General features: G+C 62.1%; 19 protein-coding genes and 1 riboswitch. Of the genes, 8 read left to right on the forward strand and 11 right to left on the reverse strand.

The features are described 5' to 3' along the window. Positions 1-334 precede the first annotated feature (334 nt). Together hasF and dhaR are read left to right on the forward strand one after the other, a co-directional pair. Positions 335-1,852: a multidrug efflux transporter outer membrane subunit HasF gene (gene hasF / locus ACMGG9_RS20160; protein ID WP_033644608.1), complete on the forward strand. Its 1,518-nt coding sequence runs from the start codon at positions 335-337 to the stop codon at positions 1,850-1,852. 150 nt (positions 1,853-2,002) lie between these two features. Then, positions 2,003-3,952: a dihydroxyacetone kinase operon transcriptional regulator DhaR gene (gene dhaR, locus ACMGG9_RS20165; protein WP_414161665.1), complete on the forward strand. Its 1,950-nt coding sequence runs from the start codon at positions 2,003-2,005 to the stop codon at positions 3,950-3,952. Here dhaR and dhaM read toward each other — a convergent pair. From dhaM to ACMGG9_RS20185, 4 genes are read right to left on the reverse strand one after another with little or no spacing between them, the layout of a single operon-like run. Further along, positions 3,949-5,379 (reverse strand): dihydroxyacetone kinase phosphoryl donor subunit DhaM, encoded by a 1,431-nt coding sequence (gene dhaM, locus ACMGG9_RS20170; RefSeq protein ID WP_196018867.1) that lies wholly within the window; start codon positions 5,377-5,379, stop codon positions 3,949-3,951. The genes dhaR and dhaM overlap by 4 nt on opposite strands. An 11-nt stretch (positions 5,380-5,390) precedes the next feature. Further along, on the reverse strand, positions 5,391-6,023 hold the full coding sequence (gene dhaL / locus ACMGG9_RS20175) for a dihydroxyacetone kinase subunit DhaL (protein WP_414161666.1): 633 nt from the start codon (positions 6,021-6,023) through the stop codon (positions 5,391-5,393). Between the two features lie 9 nt (positions 6,024-6,032). Next, entirely contained in the window at positions 6,033-7,103 is a 1,071-nt protein-coding gene (gene dhaK, locus ACMGG9_RS20180) for a dihydroxyacetone kinase subunit DhaK (RefSeq protein ID WP_414161667.1), read from the reverse strand. A 50-nt stretch (positions 7,104-7,153) separates the two neighbouring features. After that, the gene (locus tag ACMGG9_RS20185) at positions 7,154-8,254 is read right to left on the reverse strand and encodes a glycerol dehydrogenase (RefSeq protein WP_046897283.1); all 1,101 of its coding nucleotides are present in this window, start codon (positions 8,252-8,254) and stop codon (positions 7,154-7,156) included. A gap of 353 nt (positions 8,255-8,607) precedes the next feature. Here ACMGG9_RS20185 and ACMGG9_RS20190 point away from each other — a divergent pair, with 353 nt between their 5' ends. Together ACMGG9_RS20190 and ACMGG9_RS20195 are read left to right on the forward strand one after the other, a co-directional pair. Next, complete coding sequence (locus ACMGG9_RS20190; RefSeq protein WP_033644601.1) at positions 8,608-9,276, forward strand: DUF1190 family protein; 669 nt, start codon at positions 8,608-8,610, stop codon at positions 9,274-9,276. Between the two features lie 3 nt (positions 9,277-9,279). Continuing rightward, positions 9,280-10,440 carry a glutathionylspermidine synthase family protein gene (locus ACMGG9_RS20195; protein WP_033644600.1) on the forward strand — a complete coding sequence of 387 codons (1,161 nt, stop codon included), beginning with the start codon at positions 9,280-9,282 and terminating at the stop codon, positions 10,438-10,440. Between the two features lie 47 nt (positions 10,441-10,487). On the opposite strand, the gene ygiD is transcribed toward ACMGG9_RS20195, so the two are convergent. Further along, on the reverse strand, positions 10,488-11,270 hold the full coding sequence (ygiD, locus tag ACMGG9_RS20200) for a 4,5-DOPA dioxygenase extradiol (protein ID WP_108682014.1): 783 nt from the start codon (positions 11,268-11,270) through the stop codon (positions 10,488-10,490). Between the two features lie 325 nt (positions 11,271-11,595). Here ygiD and ACMGG9_RS20205 point away from each other — a divergent pair, with 325 nt between their 5' ends. Next, positions 11,596-13,128: an alkaline phosphatase gene (locus ACMGG9_RS20205; protein ID WP_089192268.1), complete on the forward strand. Its 1,533-nt coding sequence runs from the start codon at positions 11,596-11,598 to the stop codon at positions 13,126-13,128. A 52-nt stretch (positions 13,129-13,180) separates the two neighbouring features. On the opposite strand, the gene ribB is transcribed toward ACMGG9_RS20205, so the two are convergent. Beyond that, positions 13,181-13,834 carry a 3,4-dihydroxy-2-butanone-4-phosphate synthase gene (gene ribB, locus ACMGG9_RS20210; RefSeq protein ID WP_033636071.1) on the reverse strand — a complete coding sequence of 218 codons (654 nt, stop codon included), beginning with the start codon at positions 13,832-13,834 and terminating at the stop codon, positions 13,181-13,183. 109 nt (positions 13,835-13,943) lie between these two features. Then, a riboswitch (FMN riboswitch) is annotated at positions 13,944-14,104 on the reverse strand. Positions 14,105-14,251: 147 nt separating this feature from the next. Between ribB and ubiK the strand changes: the two genes are divergently transcribed. After that, positions 14,252-14,527, forward strand: coding sequence for a ubiquinone biosynthesis accessory factor UbiK (ubiK, locus tag ACMGG9_RS20215; protein WP_004937216.1), 276 nt, complete (start codon positions 14,252-14,254; stop codon positions 14,525-14,527). A 51-nt stretch (positions 14,528-14,578) separates the two neighbouring features. Here the strand turns inward: ubiK and hldE are convergent, their stop codons facing one another. From hldE to ACMGG9_RS20230, 3 genes are all read right to left on the reverse strand, one after another. Further along, entirely contained in the window at positions 14,579-16,009 is a 1,431-nt protein-coding gene (gene hldE / locus ACMGG9_RS20220; protein WP_033644597.1) for a bifunctional D-glycero-beta-D-manno-heptose-7-phosphate kinase/D-glycero-beta-D-manno-heptose 1-phosphate adenylyltransferase HldE, read from the reverse strand. A gap of 77 nt (positions 16,010-16,086) precedes the next feature. Next, positions 16,087-18,924, reverse strand: a complete 2,838-nt coding sequence (gene glnE, locus ACMGG9_RS20225; protein ID WP_414161668.1) for a bifunctional [glutamate--ammonia ligase]-adenylyl-L-tyrosine phosphorylase/[glutamate--ammonia-ligase] adenylyltransferase — start codon at positions 18,922-18,924, stop codon at positions 16,087-16,089. A 45-nt stretch (positions 18,925-18,969) separates the two neighbouring features. After that, the gene (locus ACMGG9_RS20230; protein ID WP_047573618.1) at positions 18,970-20,277 is read right to left on the reverse strand and encodes an inorganic triphosphatase; all 1,308 of its coding nucleotides are present in this window, start codon (positions 20,275-20,277) and stop codon (positions 18,970-18,972) included. A gap of 277 nt (positions 20,278-20,554) precedes the next feature. Here ACMGG9_RS20230 and ACMGG9_RS20235 point away from each other — a divergent pair, with 277 nt between their 5' ends. Both ACMGG9_RS20235 and ACMGG9_RS20240 read left to right on the forward strand, forming a co-directional pair. After that, positions 20,555-21,175 carry a TIGR04211 family SH3 domain-containing protein gene (locus tag ACMGG9_RS20235; protein ID WP_033644594.1) on the forward strand — a complete coding sequence of 207 codons (621 nt, stop codon included), beginning with the start codon at positions 20,555-20,557 and terminating at the stop codon, positions 21,173-21,175. Between the two features lie 122 nt (positions 21,176-21,297). Further along, the gene (locus tag ACMGG9_RS20240; RefSeq protein ID WP_123061979.1) at positions 21,298-22,542 is read left to right on the forward strand and encodes a multifunctional CCA addition/repair protein; all 1,245 of its coding nucleotides are present in this window, start codon (positions 21,298-21,300) and stop codon (positions 22,540-22,542) included. 40 nt (positions 22,543-22,582) lie between these two features. Here ACMGG9_RS20240 and bacA read toward each other — a convergent pair whose 3' ends face one another. Beyond that, positions 22,583-23,407, reverse strand: a complete 825-nt coding sequence (gene bacA / locus ACMGG9_RS20245; protein WP_033644592.1) for an undecaprenyl-diphosphate phosphatase — start codon at positions 23,405-23,407, stop codon at positions 22,583-22,585. 132 nt (positions 23,408-23,539) lie between these two features. Next, positions 23,540-23,899: a bifunctional dihydroneopterin aldolase/7,8-dihydroneopterin epimerase gene (folB, locus tag ACMGG9_RS20250; protein ID WP_015379095.1), complete on the reverse strand. Its 360-nt coding sequence runs from the start codon at positions 23,897-23,899 to the stop codon at positions 23,540-23,542. Positions 23,900-23,943: the final 44 nt, after the last annotated feature.

The following is a 23,943-nucleotide window of genomic DNA, read 5'->3' on the forward strand; positions in this document are numbered from 1 at the left end:
TGCGTGAGTATGCCGATAAAATAAACGGTTTTGATGACAGAAACAGCGGGTCTCACCGCCGCCGCTTTATGTTAGGCTGTTTTTCGCCGCCGGACGCGGCGCGTTTGTGCGCTCGCGGGTAATAGCGGGAAACAATCCTGATTGTCAGCCATAATATCAGCTGCAGTCGGCCCGGGCAGTACGCCAAGGTAAATGGGCGGTCTGAAAGGTAAAAGTTACGTGAGATGGCACATTCAGCCACCTGATGCGTACCGCAGACTCTGCTAGAATCGGCAACTATTTCGTCTATCGTCAGCGCTAACATAGCAATATTGCTGCACAACAAGGAATGCAAATGAAGAAACTGCTCCCCCTTCTTATCGGACTGAGCCTGGGCGGCTTCAGTGCAATGAGCCAGGCAGAGAACCTGCTGCAGGTCTACAAACAGGCCAGGGAAAGTAACCCGGATCTGCGCAAAAGTGCTGCTGACCGCGACGCCGCATTCGAAAAGATCAATGAAGCGCGCAGCCCGCTGCTGCCGCAGCTCGGTTTAACCGCAGGTTACGATTACACCAACGGTTATCGTGACAGCAATGGCGTTAACAGCAACGTCACCAGCGGTTCGCTGGCGTTGACGCAGACCCTCTTCGACATGTCGAAATGGCGCCAGCTGACGCTGCAGGAAAAGAGCGCCGGCATCTCCGACGTCACCTTCCAGACCGCAGAGCAGTCGCTGATTCTCAACACCGCCACCGCCTACTTCAACGTGCTGAAGGCGATCGACACGCTGTCGTACACCCAGGCGCAGAAAGACGCGGTGTACCGCACGCTGGATCAAACCACTCAGCGCTTCAACGTGGGCCTGGTGGCGATCACCGACGTGCAGAACGCCCGCTCGAACTATGACACCGTGCTGGCGGCGGAAGTCTCCGCCCGCAACGATCTGGACAACGCGCTGGAAACGCTGCGTCAGGTCACCGGCAGCTTCTACCCTGAGCTGGCCTCGCTGAACACCGATCGCTTCAGCACCCAGCGCCCGGAAGCGGTGAACAACCTGCTGAAAGAAGCGGAAGCGCGCAACCTGAGCCTGCTGTCCGCCCGCCTGAGCCAGGATCTGGCGCGCGAACAGATCCGCGCAGCCCAAACCGGCTATATGCCGACGATTGACGTCAGCGCGTCAACCGGCATCAGCAATACCAAATACAACGGCTCAAACACCGGCGGCGCAAATGCCGCACGCTACAGCGACTCCGATGCGGGCCAAAATAAAGTGGGCATCAGCTTCAACCTGCCGCTGTACAGCGGCGGCGCGACCAACTCGCAGGTTAAACAAGCGCAGTACGGCTTCGTCGGCGCCAGCGAGCAGCTGGAAAGCGCTCACCGCAGCGTGGTGCAGACCGTGCGTTCATCGTTCAACAACGTTAACGCTTCGATCAGCAGCATCAACGCCTACAAACAGGCGGTGATCTCCGCGCAGAGCTCCCTGGACGCGATGGAAGCCGGTTATCAGGTCGGTACCCGCACCATCGTCGATGTGCTGGACGCCACCACCACGCTGTATAACGCCAAACGTCAGCTGTCCGACGCGCGTTATACCTATTTGATCAACCAGCTGAACATCAAGTCGGCGCTCGGCACGCTGAACCAGAACGATCTGCTGCTGCTGAACGGCGCGTTGGGCAAGCCGGTATCGACCGCGCCTGACGCCGTCGCACCGCAAAACCGCGCGCAGGACGCCTATGCGGACGGTTATCAGGACAATGCGCCGATGCAACAGACTGCGGCGCCGGCACCGGCGGCCACTCGCGCATCCGCGCCGGCCGTTACCACCAGCCAACCGGCTCGCCACAGCGGCAATCCATTCCGCAACTGATGTCCGCACGCTGACAAACACGGGGTCCGGCCTGCGCCGCGCCCCGTTTTTTTTGTCCCGATTTTCCCCGCTTCTGCCCGCCGCCTCACAGCCGCCGCTGCGCCAGGTGATATCATCGTCACTCTCGTTTTCGCAGTTGGATGAGGTTCGATGGACAACGATTCACGTTGGCAGCAACTGATTAACGACGGCGAACTGCCGCCGCCGCTGCGCCCGACGCCGGCGGTGTACGCCTCCTGGCTGCGTTGCCGCAGCCTGATGCAGCCCGATGTCTGGCAAGCGCCGCACCGTGCGCAGGGCGCCACCTTCGAATCGATTTGCCGCCGCAAGAACGATCTGCTGACGCTCGGCCAGGCGGCGCTGGAAGACGCCTGTGAATACATGGAGCCGCGGCGTTGCCTGCAGATGATCCTCGACGAGAGCGGCTGCATGCTGTGGCGCTGCGGCGACGCCCAAACCTGGGAACATCTGCAGCAACTGGGATTCGCCCCCGGCGCTTACTGGGCCGAAGGGCAGATAGGCACCAATGCCCCGGCGCTGGCGGCGGCGGAAGGCCACCCGGTGCGGGTGAGCGGTGAAGAACACGTGCGCCGAGCGCTGCACGGCTGGTCGTTCTGCGCCACGCCGGTCTACGACAACAGCGGCCGCCAGCGCGGCTCGATCGCGCTGGGCTGTCTGCTGGCCGACTGCGCCGCCGGCGATCTGTCGCTGACGCTGGCCATCGCCCGCGAAATCGGCAACTCGCTGAACGCCGACGGCCTGCTGGCGGAATCCAACCGCCATCTGAATCAGCTTTACGGCCTGCTGGACGGCGTGGACGACGGCGTCATGGCCTGGGATCACCGCGGCTACCTGCAATACATCAACCAGCGCGCCGCCGGCCTGCTGAAGCTGGACGAACAGCAGAGCCAGGGCAAACCGTTGGCGCAGCTGTTGACGCTGCCCGCGCTGCTCAAACGCGCCATCGCCGATCGCCAACCGCTGCAACACGTCGAAGTCACCTTCGAAAGCCAGCGGCAGTTTATCGCCGCCTTGCTGACGCTCAAGCCGATTTTCGACGGCGATCGCTGCAGTTTCATCGCCCTGCTGCACCCGCTCGAACGGCTGCGCCAGTATGTCAGCAGCCAGCTGGGGCGCGTCAGCCACAGCTTCGAACAGATGCCTTCCGCCTCGCTGGAAATGCGGCGACTGATCCGTTACGGGCAGCAGGCGGCCAAAGGCCAGCATCCGATCCTGTTGCGCGGAGAAGAAGGCGTTGGCAAAGAGCTGCTCAGCCAGGCTATCCACAACGCCGGCGAACGCGCCGCCGGGCCGTATATCGCCCTCAACTGCCAACTGCTGCCGCAGGCGCAGGGGCTGCGTGAGCTGCTGGGCAGCGACGCCAGCGAAGAAGAGGCGGGCCAGCTCAGTAAATTCGAATTGGCTAACGGCGGCACGCTGTACCTGGAACAGATCGAATACCTGCCGGCGGAGATGCAGTCGGCGCTGCTGCAGGTGCTGAAAACCGGCGTGGTGATCCGCCTCAATTCCAGCCGGGTGATCCCGGTCGATGTGCGGGTGATCGCCGGCAGCGCCGCCGACCTGCCGCTGCTGGTGCAGCAAAACCGCTTCCGCCGCCAGCTGTTTTACAGCCTGCAGGCGTTCGAGATCCAAATCCCGCCGCTGCGTCAGCGGCTGAGCGATATTCCGCTGCTGGTCAAACACCATCTGCGCACGCTGGAGCAACATTTTCAGTGTCGCTTCCGGGTGGATGACGAGGTGATGGCTCAGCTGGCGCTCTATCTGTGGCCGGGCAACGATTTGGAACTGAAAGGGGTGGTGGAGCGCGCGGCGATGATTTGCCACGGCCACCACATCCAGCTGGCGGACCTGCCGGCGCACCTGCTCGGCCACCCGTCGCTGCTGGAAAGCGATCCGCAGCCCGGCGCGCCGCTGTTGACGCTGACGGACATGGAGCGCCAGGCGATCCTGCGGGCGGCGACCGTCAGCCGCGGCCAACTGACGGAAATGGCGCAGTTGCTGGGCATCGGCCGCACCACGCTGTGGCGGAAGATCAAACAGCACGGGATCGACATCCGCCAGTTCAAGCTGCGCGCCTAGTGGCTGAGCTGCAACACCCCGCGCGCGGCGTCCAGCATCGCCTTCTGGCCGCTGCGGGTTTTGCTCAGGCAATCCTGCATGCCGACCACCATCGGAATGCCCATCGCCTTCGCCAGAATGGCGCTGTGCGAGAGGGCATTGCCGCCGCTCAGGCAGATGCCGAGCACCAGTCGGCGATCCAGCATCACTACCTCTGAGGGCATCAGCTCATCCATCACCAGTATTGACGGCTCTGCGAGCGCAATGGTCGGCAGCGGCTGCCCCTGCAGGTGGCACAGCGTGCGGCGCAGCATGTCGCGCACGTCCAGTTCGCGCGCCCGCATGTAGTCGTCATCCAACTCGCGGTACTCTTCGGCGATCGCCTCCAGCACCTGCCGCCAGGCCTGCTCGGCGCTGCACAACTGCTGCGCAATGCGGGTGTAAGCCGCCTGCTGCAGATCCGGATCGTCCAGCAGCATGCTGTGGGCGCCGAAGATAGCCGCCTGCGGCTTGCCGATCAGCGTGCCGGTGCGCTCCGCCAGCCGGTTGAGATCGCTCAACGTGTGCTGCAGCGCCTCCCGCAGGCGTTGCTGTTCGCCCAACACCTCGTCCGCGCCGATCCGGCGCTCGGCGGCTGACGGCCAGACACTGCGGGCCTGGAACACCGGCCCGCTGGTGACGCTTTCCGCCACCGGAATGCCGTGCAGCGAAGGCTGCTGCCGCTCGGAGACCGTCTCGCCAAAATGCTGCTCCGCCAGCGTTTTGAACGCCGCCAGCGCCTCGTCCGCCTGCGCGCCGTCGGCGATTAAACGGATGGTGTCGCCGTGGCGCACCTGCAGCAGCGCCAGCTGATTGAGGCTGCGCGGATCGACGCACTGCCCCTGTTTTTCCAGCACCAGCTCGGCCTTGAACGGCGCCAGCGCTTCGACCAGCCGCGCCGCCGGGCGCGCGTGCAGTCCGTGCGGGTTCTGCACCGTCCAGGTTGCGCTTTTGCCCTGCACCAGCGGCAAGGCCGCGCGCTTCGCCGTAGGTGAAGCCTCGCCCAGCTGCGCCTGCTTGGCCTGCAGCGCCCCCTGCGCCTCCGCCACCACCTGCTCCAGCGAAGCGCCGGAGTTGGCGGCCACCACCGCTGCCAGCGTGCCTTCGATCAGCGGCGCGGCGCACAGCCGCACCTTGGCGGCCAACTCCGGATCCAGCAGATCGAGCGCGGTTTCGGCACTGAGCAGCGCGCTGCCCAGATCCATCAGCACCAGAATGCCATCGCCGTCTGCGACCGCTTCGATCGCCTCCATGACGTTGACCGCGTCGGTACCGATCGGGTGCTCCTCGTCATCCACGCCCGCCGCCAGCGCCAACTTGCAGCCGTCGCCGCGCATCATCTGCCGCGCCAGTTGCTCAACGCCGCGCGCCAGCAACGCGCTGTGCGACACCACCACGATATTAATCATCTCGCCTCCTGCTAACTGCCGGCGACCTCGGCCAGCGTTTTCATCATCAGCATCACCGAAGTGGCGCCGGGATCCTGGTGGCCGATGCTGCGCTCGCCCAGGTAACTGGCCCGCCCCTTGCGCGCCTGCATGGTGATGGTGCTCTCCACCGCCCGCTCGGCGCTGTCGGCGGCGCGCTGCAGCGCATCCGTCACGCTCAGGTTCTGCTGCGCGGACTGGCCGAGGCTTTCCACCACCGGCCACCAGGCATCGCACATGGTCTTGTCGCCCGGCTCCGCCTTGCCGCGCATCACCACGCCTTCCACCCCTTCCTGCATCATCTGATGCAGCTCCGCCAGATCCAGGCTTTGCTTGGCGTTCGCCGCCTGCGCCGCGCGGATGAAGAAGGTGCCGAACAGCGGACCGCTGGCGCCGCCTACGCTCGACAGCAGCGTCATGCCGGTGTTTTTCAGGATAAAGCCGATATCCTTGTCCGCCACCGACGGCAGCTTTTCCACCACCTTATTGAAACCGCGATTCATGTTCAGGCCGTGGTCGGCATCGCCGATCTCGGTGTCCAGTTGGGTAAGAAAATCGCGCTCCCGGCTGAACACTTCGCCGCAACGCATCAGCCAATCGACGACCTGTTGTTTGGTCAACGCCATAATTCCTCCTCAGCAACCCCAACGCAGCGCAGGCGTTTTCACCGGCGCATCCCACAAGGACAACAGCTCGTCGTCCACGTTCAACAACGTGATGGACACGCCCTGCATATCGAGCGAAGTGCAATACGCGCCCACCAGGTTGCGTTCGATGATGATGCCCGCTTCGGCGCAGCGCTCCGCCAGCCGATGGTACACGCCGTACAGCTCGGACAGCGGCGTGGCGCCCAGGTTGTTGACCAACGCGATCACCCGATCGCCGCGCGTCAGCGGCTGCTTGGTCTGCATCTCGTCGCGCCACTCACCCTGTTGGCGATCCCAGACGCGGATCGTGCGCTGATAGTGGCCGTGGTCGATCAGCGTATGGAACATGTCATCCACCGCCGCGTTGAGCGTGGTGAACGGACGGCGCGCAATGCCCGGCTCGCCGTGAATGCCGACGCCGAACTCCATCTCGTTCTCCGCCAGGGTGAACGACGGTTTGCCGGCGGCGGGGACGGTACAGGCGCCCAGCGCGATACCGATCGAATGCCCGTGGTTGTTGATGCGATGCCCCAGCGTCACCACGCTGTCCAGATCGTGGCCGCGCGCCGCGGCGGCGCCCAGCAATTTCTCCATCAGCACGGTGTTGGCCACCCCGCGCCGCCCGGCGGTAAACAGGCTGTCCTTGACCGCCACGTCGTCATCCACCAGCACCGTCGCCACCGCGACGCCGCTGTCGTGCAGCAGCTCGGTGGAGGTTTCGAAGTTGAGCACGTCGCCGGTGTAGTTCTTGATCAGCAGCAGCACCCCGGCGCCGCCGTCGATCGCCTGACCGCACTCGTACATTTTATCCGGCGTCGGCGAGGTGAAAATCTCGCCCGGACAGGCGCCGTCGAGCATCCCTTCACCGACGAAACCGCAGTGCATCGGCTCGTGGCCGCTGCCGCCGCCGGACAGGATCGCCACTTTGCCCGCTACCGGCGCGTCGGCGCGGGTGACGAACGCCGGATCCGCATGCACCAGCAACTCGGGATGAGCCTCCGCCAGCCCCTGCAACTGCTCTTCCAACACCGACTCGACCTGATTAATCAGTTTTTTCACGATGCTTTCCTCTGTAAGCCAGGGGCGCGGCGCACCGCGCCCCAACGGTATCAATGACGCAGCAGCCAGGCGGCGCCGAGCCGATCCGCCGTCAGGATCGCCGCCTGCACGCCGGCAGGGGTGACCTTGAACGGCATGTTGTGAATGGTTTCGCCGGCGGCGCAGCTGGCCTCAGCCACCGCCATCGTCTTCGTCGCCGCGTCGCCGGTAACGCCCATCTGCGCCAGCGTGATCGGCAAGCCGATGCCATGACAAAACGCCAGCACGGTTTCAATCTGCGCCATCGGGCTGTTCTGCAGCACCAGCTGCGCCAGGGTGCCGAACGCCACTTTTTCGCCGTGATACAGGTGGTGACACTCCTCCAGCACGGTGAAACCGTTGTGAATGGCGTGCGCCGCCGCCAGCCCGCTGCTCTCGAAGCCGATGCCGCTCAGATACGTATTGGCCTCAATGATGCGTTCCACCGCTTCCGTCACCACGCCGGCCTCGACCGCCAGCTTGGCCTTCACCCCTTCGGCCAGCAGCGTGTCGTAGCACAGCCGCGCCAGACTGAGCGCCGCCAGCGTCGATTTGCCGCCGGCCATGCTGGTGGCCTGAGCGTCGAAGCAGGCCTGGGCTTCGAAATAGGTGGAGAGCGCGTCGCCCATGCCGGCTACCAGCAGGCGCACCGGCGCTTTGGCGATGATGGCGCTGTCCATCACTACCATGTCCGGGTTGCGCGGGTAGATCAGGTATTCGGCGAATTCGCCCTGTTCGGTGTAGATAACCGACAGCGCGCTGGTCGGCGCATCGGTGGAGGCGATGGTGGGAATGAGCACCACCGGCAGCCGTTGGTAGTGGGCGACGGCCTTGGCGGTGTCGAGCGTCTTGCCGCCGCCGACGCCGATCACCCCGCGGCAACCGTGGGTCTGCAGCTCGCGGCCAAGCCGGTCTATCTCTTTACGGCAGCACTCGCCGTTGAAGCGGGCCGCATGATGTTTCACGCCGTGCTGCTGCAGGCTGCCCATCAGGGTGTCTCCCGCCAACTGCATCACGAAGTCGTCGGCGATCACGAAATAATGGTCGGCGAGGGATTTGGCGTATTCGCCGACGGCGGCCAGCGCATTGGCGCCCTGAATGTATTTGCCTGGTGACTGGATGATTCTCAACATAACCGGATCCTTGTAGGGAGTTGGCGATGGTAACGTTCAGATATCAGGTGATGACGCGCCGACTTCGCCGCCGGCTTGTTGTTGTACTTCGACTATGAGCGTCTGCCGCCCGCCTGGCGAGCCACGCGATTTTTGTTCCATTATGGAACATCATCATAGCGATAACGTTTCATGATGAAACGCCAATGCGCGTTTTTTCGCCGCGAAAGCGAACTGGCGCACACCCCAACGTATAACTGCGTAAAGAGTGGATTCTGCGGGCGTTTCAGCTTTAATTTTGACCATGTTTCCCCTATCCTTAGCGCCACTACTGGGAAAGGGCGAAAACAGCCCGCATGATGGGATTGATAACGATGAAACGGACAAAAAACATCAACCAAGAGACGTTCCGCAAATCCTGGCGCAGCTACCGTGTCGCGCCCGTGGCCTTGGCGATCAGCGCCGTCTTTATGCTGGCCGGCTGCGAGAAGAGCGATGAAACGGTCTCCCTGTATCAGAATGCCGATGACTGTTCGCGCGCCAACCCTTCGATGAGCGAGCAGTGCACCACCGCCTACAACAACGCCCTGAAAGAAGCGGCGAAAACCGCGCCGAAATACGCCACCCGCGAAGACTGCGTCGCCGAGTTCGGCGAAGCGCAGTGCACCCAGGCGCCGGCTCCGGCGCAGGCCGGCATGGCGGCGGAATCGCAAAGCAGCGGCAGCTTCTGGATGCCGCTGATGGCGGGCTACATGATGGGCCGCCTGATGGGCGGTTCCGGCTTCGCGCAGCAGCCGCTGTTCACCTCCAAGAACGCCGCCAGCCCGGCGAACGGCAAGTTTGTCGACGCCAGCGGCAAGAGCTACGGCCCGGCCACCGCCGGCGGCCGCACCATGACGGTGCCGAAAACCGCCATGGCGCCGAAGCCTGCGGTCACCAACACCGTGACCCGCGGCGGTTTCGGCGAGACCGTGGCCAAGCAGACCAGCATGCAGCGCAGCAGCGCCACCTCCAACTCCGGCTCTCGCAGCATGGGCGGTTGATGCATGAAACGTATTGCCATTACCGAGCGCCCGGACTGGCGCGAAAAAGCGACCGAGTTCGGCTTCCGTTTCCACACCATGTACGGCGAGCCGTACTGGTGTGAAGACGCCTATTATCAGTTCACGCTGGCGCAGATTGAAGAGATCGAAAACGCCACCGCCGAGCTGCATCAGATGTGCCTGCAGGTGGTGGAGAAAGTGGTCGCCAGCGACGAGCTGATGGCCAAGTTCTGCATCCCGAAACACACCTGGGAATTCGTGCGCAGCTCCTGGCGCACCAACCAGCCGTCGCTGTATTCGCGTCTCGATCTGGCCTACGACGGCGTCAATCCGCCGAAGCTGCTGGAGAACAACGCCGATACGCCCACCTCACTGTATGAAGCGGCCTTCTTCCAATGGCTGTGGCTGGAAGACCAGATCAACGCCGGCAAGCTGGATCCGGAATCGGATCAGTACAACAGCCTGCAGGAGAAACTGATCGAGCGTTTCGCCGAGCTGAAAGCGCATCACGGCTTCGGCCTGTTGCACCTGGCCTGCTGCCAGGACAGCGAAGAAGATCGCGGCACGGTGCAATACCTGCAGGACTGCGCGCAGGAAGCCGGTCTGCCGACCGAGTTCCTGTTCATGGAAGAGATCGGCCTCGGCGAGAAAGGCCAGTTCACCGATCTGCAGGATCAAGTGATCGGCAACCTGTTCAAGCTCTATCCGTGGGAATTCATGCTGCGCGAGATGTTCTCCACCAAGCTGGAAGACGCCGGCGTGCGCTGGCTGGAGCCGGCCTGGAAAAGCATCATCTCCAACAAGGCGCTGCTGCCGCTGCTGTGGGAAATGTTCCCGAATCACCCTAACCTGCTGCCGGCTTATTTCGCGCAAGACGATCATCCGCCGATGGATCATTACGTCACCAAACCGCTGTTCTCACGCGAAGGCGCCAATATCCAGATCGTCGAAAACGGTCAGGAAGTGGCGCGCGTCGATGGGCCGTACGGTGAAGAAGGCATGATCGTGCAGCAGTTCCATCCGCTGCCGAAGTTCGAAGACAGCTACACGCTGATCGGCAGCTGGCTGGTGAACGATCAACCCTGCGGCATCGGCCTGCGCGAAGATCGCGAACTGATCACGCAGGATCTGTCGCGCTTCTATCCGCACACCATCCTCGGCTGATCGCCCCGCTGAAGGCAAAAACGCCAGTCTCTGACTGGCGTTTTTCTTTAGCCCACCTGCACCGACAGCATGCTCAGCGCTCCCATTTCGATACCGTCGATCGGCACGCTGATGGCCTCTTTTCCATCCCAGCCGCCGAGCACATACAGCAATGGCAGATAGTGTTCCGGCGTCGGGTTCGACAGCGCTGCGCCCTCATGGCGCATGAAATCCACCAGCGGGTGGTTATCGCCCCGATAACGCAGGTTATCCCGGACAAAGTTATTGAAAGACTCCGCCCACGGATAGGCGCTGGTATCGCCCTGCCATTTCACCATGCGCAGGTTGTGCACCACGTTGCCGCTGGCGACGATCATCACGCCCTCATCGCGCAGCGCCGCGAGTTTGCGGCCCAGCTCATAGTGGTAAGCCGCCGGCTGAGTGCCGTCGACGCTGAGCTGCACCACCGGGATATCGGCATTGGGATACATCTTGATCAATACGCCCCAGGTGCCGTGATCCAACCCCCACTCGCCGAGATCCGCCGTTACCGGCACCGGCGCCAGAATGTGCTGCAGCTGCGCGGCCAGCGCGGGGGAACCCGGCGCAGGATAGCGGGTATCAAACAGCGCCTGCGGGAACCCGCCGAAGTCGTGAATGGTTTTGGGTTTTTCCATCGCGGTGACCGCAGTGCCGCGGGTATACCAATGCGCAGAAATCGCCACGATCGCCTTCGGACGCGGCAATGACTCACCCAACGCACGCCATGCCTGGGTGTAGCGGTTGTCTTCCAGCACGTTCATCGGGCTACCGTGGCCAAGAAACAGTGCCGGCATACGAGAGGTGTTCATAGAGCGATCCTTAGTTCAAATTGTGCTATGGCGTTACATTACGCGCTTTGCCGCAGCAACACAGCCGGATAACCGTGATGAAGATATTCAATAAATTTGAATTAAAAATCGCAAAAATGCACTGGCAAACAAAAAGTTAAAAAATGCATGATTTTCAAATGATTAATAAAAATCATGAATACCATGGCATTACTGCCACACAGATCTAAATTGTGAACAATTTATGTATTTTTTGTTAACACAATCGATACACTCCTCCTTCCGTCGACAGGGTGTTGGCAGCCCGTCGGCGCTACGGGAATCACGTCTCACCAAGGAGGAATTCATGTTCAGACTCACACTAGCAACCCGCCTGGCGCTTTCCATGTCCTTGTTAGCCACCGGGGCGGCAGCCGCCAAAGCGACGGACAACGCGCCGCTGACGCAGCGCGAAGACCCTTACTTCCTTCAGGCGCAAGCTCAGCTGCAACAGCGACTGAAACAGACCCCAAACACCAACCGCGCCAAAAACGTCATTCTGGTGGTCGGTGACGGCATGGGGTTTTCCACCGTGACCGCCGCCCGTATTTTTGAAGGACAGCAGCGCGGCGTAGACGGCGAATCCAACGTGCTGGCCTGGGAGGCCTTCCCCTATCTGGCGGCGGCCAAAACCTACTCCGCCGACGCCCAAATCACCGACTCTGCGCCCAGCGCGGTGGCGATGACCACCGGCGTCAAAACCATCAACGATCTGATGGGCCTCAACCATACGGCCGCCCTCAACAACTGCGAGGATCAGCAAACCAAGGCCGTCACCACGCTGTGGGAGATGGCCGCAACGCTCGGCATGTCCACCGGCGCCGTGACGACCGCGACCATTACCCACGCCACGCCGGGCGCCACCTATGCCCATATCGCCAACCGCGACTGGGAGTCTGACGCCAAAATGCCGGCGGATGCCCTGGCCGCAGGCTGCCGCGACATCGCGCGCCAGCTGGTGGAAATGAAATACGGCAACGGCCTGAACGTGGCGATGGGCGGCGGGCGCGCCAACTTCCTGCCCGACAGCGTGAGCGATCCTGAATATCCCGGCAAGAAAGGCGCCAGAAAGGACGGCCGTGACCTGACGCAGGCCTGGCTGCAACGCTACGGCGAGCGCGGACAATACGTCTGGAATCAGGCCCAGTTCGACAAAATCGAACCGGGCAACGTCGACCATTTGCTGGCCCTGTTCGAGCCGTCGCACATGAACTTCGAGCACGACCGGCGGCAAGACGCAGCGGGAGAGCCTTCGCTGGCGGAAATGACCGGCAAGGCCATCGATATTCTGGCCAGGAATCCCGAAGGCTATCTGCTGCTGGTGGAAGGCGGGCGCGTCGATCACGGCAGCCATAACGGCAACGCCTACCGCACGCTGAGCGACGCGGTCGCCCTGAACGAGGCGGTGAAAACCATTGTCGGCAAGGTCAACCTGGACGAAACGCTGGTGATCGTGACCGGCGATCACAGCCACACGCTGACCATCGCCGGCTATGCCAAGCGCGGCAATCCTATCCTCGGCATTTCCATCGGCGTCGACGGTAAACCTCGGCTGGGCAGCGACGGCAAGCCCTACACCACCCTCGGTTTCGCCAACGGCCCCGGCGGCGCGATCCCGCTGACCGAGCGCCCGGCATTGACCATGGAGCAAACCACCGCGCCCGACTTTATTCAGCCGGCGCTGGTGCCGCTGAAAAGCGAGACGCACGGCGGGGAAGATCTCGGCATCTACGCCATCGGCCCCTGGGCACATCTGTTCCAGGGTACGGTTGAGGAGAACTACACCTTCCACGTGATGAATTACGCCAGCCGCATCGGCGAACGCCTGTCAGAACGGTAGATACAAAAAAGCCGCATTACGCGGCTTTTTTATCGTTGAAAGCGGCCGGCTATCAGCTGGCTTTTTTCTCGTGCGCCTGGCGGTAGGCCACCAGATCTTCGATGGTCAGCACCACCATGTCGTGCTGTTTGGCGAAGGCGATCACTTCCGGCGCATGCGCCATGCTGCCATCGTCGTTGGTCAGTTCACACAGCACGCCGGCAGGTTTGAAACCGGCCATGGAGACCAGATCGATGGTCGCTTCGGTGTGACCGCGACGGCTCAGCACGCCGCCCGGCTGCGCGCGCAGCGGGAACACGTGGCCCGGACGGTTCAGGTCGCTCGGCTTGGCGCTGTCTGCCACCGCCGCACGGATGGTGGTCAGGCGATCGGAAGCGGAAACCCCGGTGGTCACGCCCTGCGCCGCTTCGATGGTCACGGTGAAGGCGGTCTGGAACTGGCTGGAGTTGTTGGTCACCATCATCGGCAGCTCAAGCTGCTGACGACGTTCTTCGGTGATGCACAGGCACACGATGCCGCTACCGTGGCGAATGGTCAGCGCCATCTGCTCAACGGTCATGGTTTCCGCGGCGAAGATCATGTCACCTTCGTTTTCACGGTTTTCATCATCGAGCACCATCACGCCGCGCCCGTTGCGCAGTGCGTCGATCGCGCGTTCAACGCGTTCTGTCGGCGTGCCGAAGTCTGAAAGTAGCGTCTGATTCATGGTAAAAAACCTCATTAAAAATTATGGATTACCAGAACCAGGGCGATCTTGAGGAGTAGCTAGCAATAGCTAAAAAAATAACGCAAGCGGGCGCATGCCCGGCAGATACCGTTACTCTCTCCCATCCGGACTATAACCGTCGGCCCCGGAATTACACCGGATCTGCTGACCTCTAACCGGCCTTTACAGGCTGGCTGAGCGCTCGCGGGCTTTCACCGTAGAAGGTGATTTACCGCCGGTGGGGACTTTCACCCCGCCCTGAGAATAAGCAAGATGACTATAACGCTAATGGATAGACAGGGCAATTGGCAAAAGCACAATTCGGCCACGCGCGGCGAATGCGCTTAATGGTGTTTATCCGGCGGGCAACTCGCATTACACTAAGCGGCAGCTATTAAACTCTGAAAGGGATACGCCATGATTGACCCGAAAAAAATCGAACAAATCGCACGCCAGGTTCATGAGTCCATGCCTAAAGGCGTTCGTGAATTCGGGGAAGACGTTGAGAAAAAAATCCGTCAGGTGCTGCAGTCGCAGTTGACCCGCCTGGATTTGGTTAACCGCGAAGAGTTCGACGTGCAGACTCAGGTGCTGTTGCGCACCCGCGAAAAGCTGGCGCTGTTGGAACAGCGCATGGCCGAGCTGGAAAGCAAGCTGAGCGCGGCGCCGGCCGCCAAACAGGAAGACGAATAATTCCCGCCAAGGGCGCGCACCGCGCGCCCTTGTTCTTTACGTCGCCCGGCGTTAGCCGCGCCCGTCTTTGATCGCTTTGATGATGTTGGTGGTCGACAGGCCGTCTTCAAAGTTCAGCACTTTGACATCGCCGCCGTTGGCCCACACTTCCGCACTGCCGGCAATCTCTTCCGGCTTGTAATCGCCGCCTTTCACCAGCAGATCCGGCAAGATGTCGGCGATCAAGCGCTGCGGCGTGTCCTCCTCGAACGGCACCACCCAATCCACCGCTTCCAGCGCGCCCAGCACAATCATGCGGTTCTCCAGCGCGTTGACCGGGCGTTTTTCCCCTTTCAGGCGTTTGGTCGACGCATCGCTGTTCACCGCCACGATCAGGCGATCGCCCAGCTTGCGAGCATTGGCCAGATAAGAGACGTGGCCGGCATGCAGAATGTCGAAGATGCCGTTGGTCATCACCACTTTTTCGCCGCGCTGACGCGCCTGCGCGACGGCCTGTTTCAGCTGCGCTTCGGTCATCACGCCAAAACCGGTCTCGGCGCGGCCGCGCACCGCGTTCTCCAGTTCGATCGGCGACACGGTGGAGGTACCTAGCTTGCCCACCACCACGCCGGCGGCGGCATTGGCCAGGAAACAGGACTCTTCCAGCGAGTTGCCGGCGGCCAGCGAGGCGGCCAGCACGCCGATCACGGTGTCGCCGGCGCCGGTCACATCGAACACTTCCTGCGCCTGGGTCGGCAAGTGCAGCGGCTCAACGCCCGGCTGCAGCAGCGTCATGCCGTGTTCGGAACGGGTAACCAGCAGCGCCGACAGCTCGAAATCCGCCACCAGCTTCATGCCGCGTTCCACCAGTTCCGCTTCATCCTTACAGTGGCCCACCACCGCTTCGAACTCGGACAGGTTCGGCGTCAGCAGCGTCGCGCCGCGATAGCGCTCGAAATCGGATCCTTTCGGATCGATCAGCACCGGCACCTTGGCGGCGCGCGCCAGTTGGATCATGCCCTGCACCTGGCTGAGCGCGCCCTTGGCGTAATCGGACAGCACCAGCGCGCCGATCTGCGGCAGCGCCTGCTGAATGCGCTCCAGCATCGGCTGCGGATCAACGTTGGAGAAGCCTTCTTCGAAGTCGAGACGGATCAATTGCTGGTTGCGCGACAGCACGCGCAGCTTGGTAATGGTCGGATGGGTCGGCACCGAGACGAAGTCGCAGCGCACGTTGACTTCATTCAGCTTGGCGCTCAGCGCCCGCGCCGCATCGTCGATGCCGGTCAGGCCCACCAGACGGGAAGTGGCGCCCAGCGAAGCGATGTTCATCGCCACGTTAGCCGCGCCGCCGGGACGCTCTTCGATGGTATCGACCTTGACCACCGGCACCGGGGCTTCCGGTGAAATGCGGCTGGTCGGCCCATACCAATAGCGATCCAACATGACGTCACCGACCACCAGCACACCGGCGCGGCGAAAATCAGGCAGCGTAACTTTCATCCGATAACTCCAAAAAAGAACAAAATTTTAGTGGCGCAGATATTACCACAGACCGCCGGAATACCCGCAAAAAGGTATTAATCCAGCCATTTGGCCCAGCTGGCGCGCACCTGCTCGCGCTCGGCGGCAAACAGCTCGCTGCCGACCTTGCCGGAATGTTCCTGCAGCGCCAGGTGGTGGATCTCGTCGCGCATGGTGACATAGGCCTGGGTCAGCGCGCGCGCCTCTTCATCCGGCATGATGTCGTAATTGGCCATCAGCTCGAAGATGCGCACGTTGTCCGACCAACGCGTCAGGCGCGGTTCACCCGGCGCATAGCGTAAGACCAGATATTGGGCGATAAATTCGATGTCGGTAATGCCGCCCTCATCGGCCTTGATATCAAACAGATCGCGCTGCTTGTTGCCGAGATGGTTGCGCATCTTTTCGCGCATCTCGCGCACTTCGCGCTTCAGGGTCTGCGCATCGCGCGTTTTGCACAGGATCTCGCGCCGGATCGCGTCGAACTGCTGATGCAGCGCCGGATCGCCGTGCACGATGCGCGCGCGCACCAGGGCCTGATGCTCCCAGGTCCAGGCCTCGTTTTGCTGGTAGTCGGCGAACGCCTCGACGGTGCTGACCAGCATCCCCGCGGCGCCGGAAGGCCGCAGGCGCGCGTCCACCTCATACAGAATGCCCGAGGACGTGCGGGTGCTGAACAGATGCATCACCCGCTGCGCCAGGCGCAGGTAGAACTGGCGGCCGTCGATGCAGCGATCGCCGTCGGTCATCACCTCCGGCGGGCAATCCAACAGGAACACCAGATCGAGATCGGAACTGTACCCCAGCTCCCAGCCGCCCAGTTTACCATAGCCGATTACCGCAAAGCCGCGCCCCTCCCGCTCCTGCAAATGGGTGGGCTGGCCGTAGCGCGCCACCATGTCGCTCCAGGCCTGTTGCACCACCGCGTCGATGATCGCCTCAGCCAGATAAGTCAGGTGATCGCTCACTTTCATCACCGGCAGCGCGCCGGCGATATCCGCAGCGGCGATGCGCAGCTGCTGCGCCTGTTTGAACTGGCGCAGCGCCTCCAGCTTTTGCTCTTCGTCGTCTTCCGGCACCCGCAGCAGATACTGCCGCAGCTCGCTGCGGTAGGCGTCCAGCGCCACCGGCTGATACAGCGTGGCCGGATCCAGCAGTTCGTCCAGCAGCAGCGGGTAACGCGACAGCTGGTTGGCAACCATCGGCGACGCGGCGCACAGGCGGATCAGATGGCTGAGCGCCGCATGGTACTCCACCAGCAGTTCGAGATAGGTAGTGCGGGTGACGATGCTCAGCAGCAGCTGCGCCAGCCGCACCAGCGCGGTCGGCGCGTCCTGCCGCGGGCACACCTCCGCCAGCAGGCGCGGCATCAGCTGATCGAGCACGTCGCGGCCGCGCGGGCCGATGGTGCGCTTGTCGACGTCGTGACGAAAATCGGCGATGGTGCGCAGCATCTGTCGACGCGCCTCTTCGTCCAGGTGCGGCGTCAGCGGCGCCAGCTCGTTCTCCTCCAGCGCGTCCTGCCACAGACTGTGATAGTGCTGGTAATCGGGATCTTCGCCGACATCCGGGCTATCGTCGCCGATCAGGTCGTCGAACACCGCCCGCACCGCCTGCATGTGCACGTCCAGCGCCGCCATCAGCGCCGGCCAATCCGCCAACCCCATGCCGTAGGCCAACCGGGCCTGATCGAGCGCCTCCTGCGGCAGCGTCTGGGTTTGCTGATCGCCGATCGCCTGCAGCAGGTTCTCCAGCCGCCGCAGGAACAGGTAGGCGGCGCTCAGCGCCCGCACCTGCTCGCTTTCCAGCAGCCCCAGCTCGCCCACCGCCTGCAGCGTCGGCAGCAGCGAACGCCCCTGTAGCGCCGGTTCACGGCCGCCGCGGATCAGCTGGAATACCTGGGTGATGAATTCGATTTCGCGAATGCCGCCGGCGCCCAGCTTGATGTTGTCCTTCAGGCCGCGCCGCCGCACTTCACGGGCGATCATGCCCTTCATGTTGCGCAGAGACTGAATGACGCTGAAATCAATGTAACGACGGAACACGAACGGCCGCAGCGTTTTACGCAGCTCCTGGCTGTAGGCGTCTTCCGTCCCGCCCATCAGGCGCGCCTTCACCATCGCATAGCGTTCCCAGTCGCGCCCCTGTTCCTGGTAGTAATCCTCCAGCGCCGCAAAGCTCATCACCAACGGGCCGCTGTCGCCGAACGGCCGCAGCCGCATGTCCACTCGATAGACGAAGCCATCGATGGTCTGTTGATCCAGCGCCTTGATCAGCCGCTGGCCGAGACGGGTGAAGAACTGGGCGTTATCCAGCTCGCGCCGCCCGCCCTGGGTTTGACCATTTTCCGGGTAAGCGAAGATCAGATCGATGTCCGACGAGAAGTTCAGTTCGCCGCCGCCCAGCTTGCCCATGCCGAGGACCAGCAGCGGCTGCGGTTCGCCGTCGGCATTGCACGGCGTGCCCCACTCGCGGCAACAGGTTTGGTACAGCCAGTCGCGCGCGCTGACGATCAGCGTCTCCGCCAGCCCGCTCAGCTGCAGCAACGTTTCTTCGGTCGAACACAGCCCCTGCGCCTGCGCCCAGGCGATGCGCACCAGCGTTTCGCGGCGAAACAGACGCAGCGTGCGCATCAGTTGCGCTTCGTCGCGCACCTCTTCCAGCTCGTCCTGCAACCAGGCGGCGTAGTGTTGCCACTCGCCGGGCGCCGGCGGCTGTTCGCGCAGCGTCGCCAGCCAGGCCGGCTGGGCGAGCAGCGCGTCGCTGACGAAGTCGCTCGACGCCAGCACCCACTGCTCTTGCTCGCTAAAGGCGCAGTCCGCGCCGTGAACTTCCTGAAAACGCTGCACAACCTGCTGTGCCTGAGCCTGTAACGCGGCTGAAAGTGGCGACATAGTGTATGACCCGTTCTGCGGCCCACGGCTGGCGGGCCGGCTGGATTAACGAAGCGCGCCGTTTAACCAGAATGGCGCATGCGATAAGGCCTGTTTGCGGCTGGCTTCATACCAGCCCTGGCGGCGCTCGCTCAGCGCCGCCTGCAGCTCGCGCCAGGCGTCGATATAAGGCCCGGTCTGCTCGTCGGGGTAAGCACCCGACAGCAGGACCAGCGCCGAAATCTGACGCGTCAGGCGCGGCAATTGTTCCTGATATTCATCTTCGTTCAGCGTACGGCTGAAGGCTTCTTTCAGCTCCGCGCCGCTGCGCCCCAGCATGATGTCGCTGAAGCGTTTGAAAGAACCGTCCAGTTTGGCCTGCCCTTTGGCGTCGATAAACGGCCGCCAGGCGCCGCGCACCAGCCATGATGTGAGCGCCAACTTACATTGCAGATAGGCCGCGCTGTAGCACAGGCTCTCCGGTTGCGCGGCTTTGTCCGCCAACAGCGGTTCGAGCTCGGTCAGGCGGGCGCGCAGATCGGCGCTGGCCTTGCGCGGCACCAGGCCGCCGAAGATCACCAGCGCCTGGCGGATGGTGCCGACCGCTTCGAGGACCGCCCCGCGCGCCTGCGCATCGCCGCGCAGCCACAGCTCCTCATGATACTGCCAATGGTTGAGCGCCAGCTCGAAGGCGGCGATCATCCCCTGCTCCACGGTCGCCTTCGCCGCCGGCTTCAGCACCCGCAGCGGGCGCACCTCGCGCGGCGGATTGCCCTGCGCCAGGTGGTAGCCGCGCGCCGCCTTGCTCAGACTGCCCTGACGCAGCCCGCCATGGGCCGCCAGCTCGCCGGCCAACGCCAGCAGATCGGCGGTGTTGCCTTTCAGCAGCTCCAGTTCGATCTCGCTCAGGGCTTCGCTGAGGTCACCGGCACGCACCTCTCCCTGATCCAAGCCAATCTCGATCTCGCTTTGGCCGTAAGTGACCACCCACTTTTCACGCGCAAAGTCGGTACGGAACAGCGGCTGCAACGCCTGCTGCAGCGCCGCGATATCACAATCCTGTGGCCAGATGTCGGCAGGAAACTGCGCCAGCGCCAGCTGCGGCTCGGCGATAGCGACGTTGTATTCCGGACGTTGGTGCAGGCCGGCCACCACTTTACCGGCGGTTTTGATGGTCATCTCATAACGATCGTCGAAACCGCGAATGCGCAGCCCCATGTCGTGATTGCGCAGGAAGTTATCGGCCGTTTCGAAGTAAATGTTGGTCAGTTTTTGCGGCGCGGAATGCTGATGCGGCCAGGCGGCAAGCCATTGCGGCAGAGCGGCCACCGCTTGCGGCGCGGCGATGAATTTCAGTTCAATTTCAACGGTCATAATTCTTTAACACCAATAAGTTATGCATTCACGTCTGTTTCAGCGCGGCGCGTTCGGCCGCCGCATACTGCCCAATGACGCACAGTTGCCGTTATCTTACCGCGATTCCTGGCGCCTTAACCCTGCTAACTGTAGAAAAAACCTGTTACGTTATAAAACGCCGCGCAACTCACAGAATCAGCCACAGTAAGATAGTTCTCATTCCGGTTTTGGCGTTGCGTCGTCAGACTGAACGCTCTACTATCGTTCCATAAATTCACCAAGAAACGATGAACTAATGCAGAAATTACGCCTGATTTGCCTTGCCGCGCTGAGCTTCAGCATCACTTGGGGCGCACATGCCGAAGATAAACGCTATATCTCCGATGAGTTAAGCACTTACGTCCATAGCGGCCCAGGTAATCAGTACCGTATTGTCGGCACTCTGAACGCCGGTGAAGAAGTCACCCTGCTGAGCGTCAACGACAGCACCAACTACGGCCAAATCCGCGATCCGAAAGGCCGCACCACCTGGATCCCACTCGATCAGCTCAGCCAGACGCCGAGCCTGCGCACCCGCGTGCCCGAGCTGGAACAGCAGGTGAAAACCCTGACCGACAAGCTGGCCAACATCGATAACACCTGGAACCAGCGCACGGCGGAAATGCAGGAAAAAGTCGCGGGCAGCGACAGCACCATCAGCAGCCTGCAGAAGGAAAACCAGGATCTGAAAAACCAGCTGGTGGTCGCGCAGAAGAAGGTTAACGCCGTTAACCTGCAGCTCGACGACAAACAGCGCACCATTATTCTGCAGTGGTTCATGTACGGCGGCGGCGTCGCCGGCGTCGGCTTGCTGCTGGGCCTGCTGTTGCCGCACCTGATCCCGCGCCGCAAGAACAACAATCGCTGGATGAACTGATCTCAGTATCGTTCAGTTTGAGTATGGGCGCCTGCGGGCGCCCTTTTCATTGGCGCCGACATCCCGCGGCCAATTCATGTAATCTGATAGACAGAGCCTTACACGATATTCAGGAGTCAACAGTGCAGATTTATCTGGTCGGCGGCGCCGTTCGCGACAGCCTGCTCGACATTCCGGTGGTCGATCATGATTGGGTGGTGGTGGGCGCCACGCCGGCCGAGCTGCTGGCATTGGGCTACCAGCAGGTCGGCAAAGACTTTCCGGTATTCCTCAATCCCGACACCCACGAGGAATACGCGCTGGCGCGCACCGAGCGCAAATCCGGCCAGGGATACACCGGTTTTACCTGCTATGCCGCGCCGGACGTCACGCTGGAGGAGGATCTGCTGCGGCGCGATCTGACCATCAACGCCATCGCCCGTTCCGCCGAGGGAGAGCTGATTGATCCTTACGGCGGCGTGGCCGATCTGCAGGCGCGCGTGCTGCGCCACGTTTCCGACGCCTTCGGCGAAGATCCGCTGCGCGTACTGCGCGTGGCGCGCTTCACCGCCCGCTTCGCCCACCTGGGTTTTCACATCGCCGACGAAACGCTCGCCCTGATGCGCCGGATGGCGCACAGCGGTGAACTGGCCGCGCTGACCGCCGAACGCGTCTGGAAAGAAACGGAAAAGGCGCTGCAAAGCCAGAGCCCGCAGGTCTATTTTCAGGTGCTGCGCGACTGCGATGCGCTGGCGGTGCTGTTCCCGGAAATCGACGCGCTGTTCGGCGTGCCGGCTCCCGCCAAGTGGCACCCGGAAATCGACACCGGCGTGCACACGCTGATGGCGTTGGCGATCGCCGCCCGCCTCACGCCGGAGGTGGACGTGCGCTTCGCCACCCTGTGCCATGACCTCGGCAAGGGATTGACGCCAAAAGAGTTCTGGCCGCATCACCACGGCCACGGCCCGGCCGGCGTGCGGCTGGTTGAGGCGCTGTGCCAGCGGCTGCGGGTGCCCAACCCGGTGCGCGATCTGAGCAAGCTGGTGGCCGAGTACCATGATCTGATCCACACCGTGAACAAGCTGCGGCCGGAGACCCTATTGAAGCTGTTCGACGCCATCGACGTCTGGCGCAAGCCGCACCGGCTGGAGCAGATGATCCTGACCAGCGAGGCGGACGCGCGCGGCCGTACCGGCTTTGAGGAGAATCCCTATCCGCAGGGCGACTATCTGCGCCAGGCGTATCAGGTGGCGAACGCGGTATCGATTAAAGAGGTGGTGGCCAGCGGGCTGCAGGGCACCGCGATCCGCGACGAGCTCAAACGCCGCCGCCAGCAGGCGCTGGCCGAGTGGAAGCTCACCCAAACCATCATCAACGATCAGGCATAAAAAAACCCCGCGGAGCGGGGTTTTTTCTTGGCGTGAAGGCTTACAGGAACACCATGTAAACCACGGCCGCCACGATAAAGCGGTAGATAGCGAACGGTACGAACGAGATGCGTTTGATCAGCGACAGGAAGGTCTTGATCGCAACCAGCGCCACCACGAAGGCGGTGACGAAACCGACGGCGAACATCGGCAGGTCGCCCCAGGTCAGGAAGTGCAGGCTCTTATACAGATCCAGGCCGCTGGCACCAATCATCATCGGCACAGCCAGAATGAAGGAGAACTCGGACGCCGCATAGCGGTTCACGCCCACCAGCATGCCGCCGGCGATAGTGGAACCCGAACGGGAGAAGCCCGGCCACAGCGCCAGACACTGGAAGCAGCCGATCATGAACGCCTGACGGTAAGTGATGTCATCCAACCCTTCCGCGCTAGGCTTCTTCGGCTTCAGCCATTCCGCCGCCAGCAGCAGCAGGCCGCCGACCACCAACGCGTACATCACGTTTTTCGGCGCAAACAGCGACTTGATGAAATCATGGAAGGCCAGCCCCAGCACCACCGCCGGGATCATCGCCAGCAGGATGTGCCCCAGCTTCAGCTGGCCGCTGGTTTTGCCTTCGTGCTCCACCGGCTTGCCGCCGAAATGGATGCCGATCAGACCGAACAACCGGCGCCAGAACATCACGACGACGGCCAGGATCGACCCCAGCTGGATAATGACTTCAAAGGTTTTGGCTTTGTCGCCGGTAAAGCCCAGCCACTCGCCGACGATGATCATATGCCCGGTGGAAGAAACCGGCAAAAATTCGGTTAATCCCTCGACAACCCCAAGAACAAACGCAATAAACAGTGAATGCATGTCTGCCATGTGCTTCGCTCACCCCATAAAATAACGGCTATCACATAAAAAAGCGGCAATGCTTAAAGACAATGCCGCTAAAACAATTCTCAGGATTAAGACCAGGTTAACGGTCTTTCGTTGCAAGCAGATGACATAAAATCATGCGGGACGGGTGCCGCGCTCAATGATCACGCCGACCCGATTGGCATGTGCTACAGCGCCCGGTTTGCTGACCTTAATACGGACCCAGGGGGAATTGAAGCGCTGGAGCAAAATTTCAGATATTTCCTCCGCTACGCGCTCCACCAGCGCGAACCGGTTCGACTCCACGTGTTGGATCACGGCATCGCTGACGTCGGCATAGCTCAGACAGTCATTTACGTCGTCGCTGGCGGCGGCCGGCCGGTTATCCCAGCCCATTTCGATATCGAACACCAGTTTCTGACGAATGCCCTGTTCCCACTCATAAACGCCAATGGTGGTAATTACGGTAAGCTCTTCAATAAATACGATATCCATCACGTCATTCTCTGTTTTTGGCCTTGCCGGATACCACTTCCAGC

It is taken from the genome of Serratia sp. BNK-10, assembly GCF_047456065.1.
GTDB classification, from domain to species: domain Bacteria; phylum Pseudomonadota; class Gammaproteobacteria; order Enterobacterales; family Enterobacteriaceae; genus Serratia; species Serratia ureilytica.

Bases quoted from the DNA above. Each gene is read 5' to 3' on its own strand.
- dhaR (WP_414161665.1), top strand. From the start codon at position 2,003: ATGGACAACGATTCACGTTGGCAGCAACTGATTAACGACGGCGAACTG.
- ACMGG9_RS20190 (WP_033644601.1), top strand. From the start codon at position 8,608: ATGAAACGGACAAAAAACATCAACCAAGAGACGTTCCGCAAATCCTGG.
- hasF (WP_033644608.1), top strand. From the start codon at position 335: ATGAAGAAACTGCTCCCCCTTCTTATCGGACTGAGCCTGGGCGGCTTC.
- ygiD (WP_108682014.1), bottom strand. From the start codon at position 11,270: ATGAACACCTCTCGTATGCCGGCACTGTTTCTTGGCCACGGTAGCCCG.
- folB (WP_015379095.1), bottom strand. From the start codon at position 23,899: ATGGATATCGTATTTATTGAAGAGCTTACCGTAATTACCACCATTGGC.
- ACMGG9_RS20195 (WP_033644600.1), top strand. From the start codon at position 9,280: ATGAAACGTATTGCCATTACCGAGCGCCCGGACTGGCGCGAAAAAGCG.
- glnE (WP_414161668.1), bottom strand. From the start codon at position 18,924: ATGTCGCCACTTTCAGCCGCGTTACAGGCTCAGGCACAGCAGGTTGTG.
- ACMGG9_RS20185 (WP_046897283.1), bottom strand. From the start codon at position 8,254: ATGTTGAGAATCATCCAGTCACCAGGCAAATACATTCAGGGCGCCAAT.
- ubiK (WP_004937216.1), top strand. From the start codon at position 14,252: ATGATTGACCCGAAAAAAATCGAACAAATCGCACGCCAGGTTCATGAG.
- bacA (WP_033644592.1), bottom strand. From the start codon at position 23,407: ATGGCAGACATGCATTCACTGTTTATTGCGTTTGTTCTTGGGGTTGTC.
- ACMGG9_RS20205 (WP_089192268.1), top strand. From the start codon at position 11,596: ATGTTCAGACTCACACTAGCAACCCGCCTGGCGCTTTCCATGTCCTTG.
- dhaM (WP_196018867.1), bottom strand. From the start codon at position 5,379: ATGATTAATATCGTGGTGGTGTCGCACAGCGCGTTGCTGGCGCGCGGC.
- hldE (WP_033644597.1), bottom strand. From the start codon at position 16,009: ATGAAAGTTACGCTGCCTGATTTTCGCCGCGCCGGTGTGCTGGTGGTC.
- dhaL (WP_414161666.1), bottom strand. From the start codon at position 6,023: ATGGCGTTGACCAAACAACAGGTCGTCGATTGGCTGATGCGTTGCGGC.
- ribB (WP_033636071.1), bottom strand. From the start codon at position 13,834: ATGAATCAGACGCTACTTTCAGACTTCGGCACGCCGACAGAACGCGTT.
- ACMGG9_RS20230 (WP_047573618.1), bottom strand. From the start codon at position 20,277: ATGACCGTTGAAATTGAACTGAAATTCATCGCCGCGCCGCAAGCGGTG.
- ACMGG9_RS20235 (WP_033644594.1), top strand. From the start codon at position 20,555: ATGCAGAAATTACGCCTGATTTGCCTTGCCGCGCTGAGCTTCAGCATC.